This is a genomic window from Mycobacterium sp. TH-M116 (assembly GCF_057473685.1).
The window spans coordinates 1-4,545 of record NZ_JBYCLC010000120.1; the positions used below are offsets into that span (position 1 = coordinate 1).

Below are 4,545 nucleotides of genomic sequence, written 5' to 3' on the forward strand. Positions count from 1 at the left end.
CACCCCTTCCAGCCGTTGCTCACCCCGCGGCTGCGCGAGTTCGCACTGCGCGAGGGCCTGGCCGACGCACGGCAGCGGCTGGGGGCGCGAAACGCACCCGGTCCGACCGGCATCTGGGCGCCCGAGTGCGCCTACGCCCCGGGCCTGGAATCCGACTACGCCGCCGCGGGTGTCACACACTTCATGGTCGACGGCCCGTCGCTGCACGGCGACACCGCGCTGGGCCGGCCCGTCGGCGGGTCCGGCGTGGTGGCCTTCGGTCGCGACCTTCAGGTCAGCTACCGGGTGTGGTCGCCGAAGTCCGGCTACCCGGGCCATGCCGCCTACCGCGACTTCCACACCTACCACCACCTCACCGGGCTCAAGCCGGCCCGGGTGACCGGCCGCAACGTGGACTCGGCGGCCAAGGCGCCCTACGACCCTGAACGCGCCGACCGGGCGGTCGACGTCCACGTCGCCGACTTCGTCGAGGTGGTCCGCAACCGGCTGGCCACGGAGTCCGAGCGCATCGGGCGGCCGGCGCACGTCGTGGCGGCTTTCGACACCGAACTGTTCGGCCACTGGTGGTACGAGGGCCCGACGTGGCTGGCGCGGGTGTTGCGAGCCCTGCCCGCGGCCGGTGTGCGGGTGGGCACCCTGCACGACGCACTCACCGGCGGATTCGTCGGCGACCCGGTCGACCTGCCCGCCGGCTCCTGGGGTTCGGGCAAGGACTGGCAGGTGTGGGCCGGGGAGCAGGTGGCCGACCTGGTCAGGCTCAACACCGAGGTGGTCGACACCGCGCTGACCACCGTCGACAAGGCGTTGTCGCAGGCCGTGCCGCTGGACGGCCCGATCGCCCGTGACCGCGTGGCCGACCAGATCCTGCGCGAGACCCTGCTCACCGTCTCCAGCGATTGGCCGTTCATGGTGAGCAAAGACTCGGCGGCCGACTATGCGCGCTACCGCGCTCACCTGCACGCGCACGCCGCCCGGGAGATCGCGGACGCGCTGGCGTCGGGCCGGCGCGACACCGCCGAGCGACTCGCCGACGGGTGGAACCGTGCCGACGGGCTGTTCGGCGCCCTGGATGCGCGGAGGCTGCCCCGGTGAGGGCTGCGGCTCGGCGGGACGGCACGGCGGCCCAGTGAAGATCCTGATGGTGTCGTGGGAGTACCCGCCGGTGGTCGTCGGCGGCCTCGGCCGGCATGTGCACCACCTGTCGACCGCGCTGGCCGAAGCCGGTCATGACGTCGTGGTCCTGTGCCGGCGCCCCTCGGGCACCGATCCCAGCACGCACCCGACGTCCGACGAGATCGACGAGGGCGTCCGGGTGATCGCGGCCGCGCAGGACCCGCACGAGTTCGGCTTCGGCACCGACATGATGGCCTGGACCCTGGCGATGGGCCACGCGATGGTCCGAGCCGGGATGGTCATCAAACGCCACGACACCGACCGGCCGTGGCGCCCCGACGTCGTGCACGCACACGACTGGCTGGTCGCCCATCCGGCCATCGCACTGGCCCAGTTCTACGACGTGCCAATGGTTTCCACGATTCACGCCACCGAGGCCGGGCGTCATTCGGGCTGGGTGTCCGGGTCGATCAGCCGGCAGGTGCATGCGATCGAGTCGTGGCTGGTGCGCGAATCCGATTCGCTGATCACGTGTTCGGCGTCGATGGGCGAGGAGATCACCGAGCTGTTCGGACCCGGCCTGGCCGGCATCACCGTGATCCGCAACGGCATCGACGTGACGCGCTGGCCGTTCGCGCCGCGCCGGCCGCGCACCGGGCCGGCCGAACTGCTCTACCTGGGCCGCCTGGAATACGAGAAGGGCGTGCACGACATCATCGCCGCCCTCCCGCGGATCAGGCGCAGCCACCCGGGTACCAGCCTGACCGTCGCCGGGACCGGAACCCGCCAGAACCGGCTCGTCGAGCAGGCCCGAAAGCATCGGGTGCTCAGGTCGACCCGGTTCGTCGGGCACCTCGGCCACCCCGAGTTGCTGGCGGCGCTGCACCGGGCCGACGCCGCGGTGCTGCCCAGTCACTACGAACCGTTCGGGATCGTCGCCCTGGAGGCCGCCGCGGCCGGCGCCCCGCTGGTGACCACGAACATCGGGGGGCTGGGCGAGGCCGTGATCAACGGCACAACCGGGGTGTCGTGCGCGCCGCGCGACGTGGCGGGTCTGGCGTCGGCGGTGCGCACCGTGCTCGACGATCCGGTCGCCGCGCAGCGGCGCGCCCGCGCCGCCCGCGAGCGACTGACCTCCGACTTCTCCTGGCAGACGGTGGCCGAGCAGACCGCGCAGGTGTATCTGGCGGCCAAGCGCGGCGAACGCCAGCCGCGACCCCGGCTGCCGATCGTCGAACACGCCCTTCCCGATCGCTGAGGCCCGATCGCTGAAGCCCGGTCGCCGAAGTCCGGTCGCCGAAGCCCGGTCGCCGAAGCCCGATCGTTGGCTACCGTCGAGGGATGGCCCTGGAATTTTCGAGCGTGGTCGATGCGCCGCGCGATGACGTCTTCGCCTGGTACGCCAGGCCGGGCGCGTTCGAACGCCTCTCGCCGCCGTGGCAGCCGATGCGGCTCGTCGCCGAATCCACGTCGCTCAAAGACGGGCGCGCCGAGCTGGCGCTGCCCGGCGGGCTGCGCTGGATCGCCGTGCACCAACCCGACGGCTACGACCCGCCGCGGCGTTTCGTCGACACCGTCGGCGGCGACGGGCTGGCCTCGCTGCCGGCGCGGGTCGCCGTGCGGTGGCGGCACGTTCACGAATTCGAGGACCTGGGCGAGCGGACCCGGGTGGTCGACCGGGTCGAGACGCCGGTGCCGGGCGCGGCGCTGCGCGAGATGTTCGCCTACCGGTACCGGCAGCTGGCCGACGACCTCGCGGCCCACCGATTGGCGAGCGAGCACGGTCTGGCGCCGCTGACCGTCGCCGTCACCGGCTCCTCGGGGCTGGTCGGTTCGGCGTTGACGGCCTTTCTGAGCACCGGTGGCCATCGCGTCGTGCGGCTGGTGCGCGGCGTCCCGCGCTCCGGCGACGAGCGGCGGTGGAACCCCGACGACCCTGCCCCCGACCTGCTCGCCGGGGTCGACGCGGTGATCCACCTGGCCGGCGCCTCGATCGCCGGGCGGTTCACCGAAGCCCATCGGCGCGCGATCCGCGACAGCCGCATCGGCCCCACCCACCGGCTGGCCGAACTCGCCGGCCGCACCGACCCCGCGCCCACCGCGTTCGTCTCGGCGTCGGCGATCGGCTACTACGGCTACGACCGTGCCGACGAGATCCTCACCGAAGACAGCGACCGCGGGGACGGGTTTTTGGCCGACGTCGTCGCCGACTGGGAGGCCGCCGCTGCGCCGGCCGCGCAGGCCGGGCTGCGGGTGGTGCGGGTGCGCACCGGCATCGTGCAATCCCCGCGCGGCGGCACGCTGCGACTGCTGCGGCCGCTGTTTTCCGCCGGACTGGGCGGGCGGCTGGGCAGCGGCCGGCAGTGGCTGTCCTGGATCGGCATCGACGACCTGGTCGACGTGTACCACCGCGCACTGTGGGACACCGCACTGACCGGACCGGTGAATGCGGTTGCACCGCAACCGGTTCGCAACGACGAGTACACCCGCACGCTGGCCCGGGTGCTGCATCGCCCCGCGCTGCTGCCGGTCCCGGCGCTGGGCCCGCGACTGCTGCTGGGCGCGCAGGGCGCCCGCGAACTCGCGTTCGCCAGCCAGCGCGTGCTGCCCGGCACGCTCACCGCCTCCGGGCACCGGTTCCGCCAAGCAGGCCTCGATCAGGCCCTGCGTCACCTGCTTGGGCGCACCGGCTGAGCCGCTTCGACGTCCCCGCCCTCGACTGCCCGCCAGTTGAGGTCAGGGGGCGCCGTTGACGCTGGCCGAGAACGTGTCGACCGCCGCGCCGACGCTGCCGCTCCAGGGCTCGAAGCCGGCCTGGATGCTGGTCAGATACCACGAGCTGTTCACCGACGACTCGTAGGTTTCGGTCTTGTCGATGAAATTCAACACGTTCATGTTGTTCCAGGACTGTATTGGGGTGTCCGCGACGTAGGACACCACCTGGTTCTGGCCGTTGTCGCCTTCCCACACCGCGAACTGCTTGCCGTCGATGGTGGCTTGGCCCACATCGGAGCCGACCGGCTGGATGGAGCCGACATGGTTGAACCAGATCATGATCTCCTGCTGGTTTACCGTGGATGTGTTCGGCGTGGGATTCAGCCAGATGTCGTAGGAGGCGTCGTAGGTGCCACTGCTGGGGTAGGTGTAGGAGATGCTGCTGGTCGCGGTCTGGATCTGGCTCAACTGCTCCGGCAGGGGGCTGTTGGGGGAAATGTTGTTGTAGGCCCCGCCCAGATAGACCGACGGGTAGGACAGCGGCGCCCCGTCGGTGGGGGCGGAGCCGGTCAAGCCGGTGATGGTGAATCCGGTGGAGCTGACGGTGATCGTCTGCTGCCCCGAGCCGATGTTGTAGGCGTTGTTCTGGACCACGTAGGCGTTCTGGATCGTCGTCGACCCGTACTGATCGGAGATCACGGTGGGGGTTCCGCCGCC

At 71.6% G+C, this 4,545-nt stretch carries 4 protein-coding genes; 3 read left to right on the forward strand and 1 reads right to left on the reverse strand.

The window, feature by feature from the left end; all coding sequences use genetic code 11:
- The 3 genes from AC2VOK_RS05925 to AC2VOK_RS05935 form a co-directional block, all read left to right on the forward strand.
- Window positions 1-1,092 (forward strand): 1,4-alpha-glucan branching protein domain-containing protein (locus tag AC2VOK_RS05925; RefSeq protein WP_428899650.1); only part of this gene is annotated, 1,092 nt, incomplete at its 5' end.
- Between the two features lie 34 nt (window positions 1,093-1,126).
- On the forward strand, window positions 1,127-2,371 hold the full coding sequence (locus AC2VOK_RS05930) for a glycosyltransferase family 4 protein (RefSeq protein WP_428899651.1): 1,245 nt from the start codon (window positions 1,127-1,129) through the stop codon (window positions 2,369-2,371).
- An 83-nt stretch (window positions 2,372-2,454) separates the two neighbouring features.
- Window positions 2,455-3,807 carry a TIGR01777 family oxidoreductase gene (locus tag AC2VOK_RS05935; RefSeq protein ID WP_428899652.1) on the forward strand — a complete coding sequence of 451 codons (1,353 nt, stop codon included), beginning with the start codon at window positions 2,455-2,457 and terminating at the stop codon, window positions 3,805-3,807.
- Between the two features lie 42 nt (window positions 3,808-3,849).
- Here AC2VOK_RS05935 and AC2VOK_RS05940 read toward each other — a convergent pair.
- Window positions 3,850-4,545 (reverse strand): GH12 family glycosyl hydrolase domain-containing protein (locus tag AC2VOK_RS05940; protein WP_428899653.1); only part of this gene is annotated, 696 nt, incomplete at its 5' end.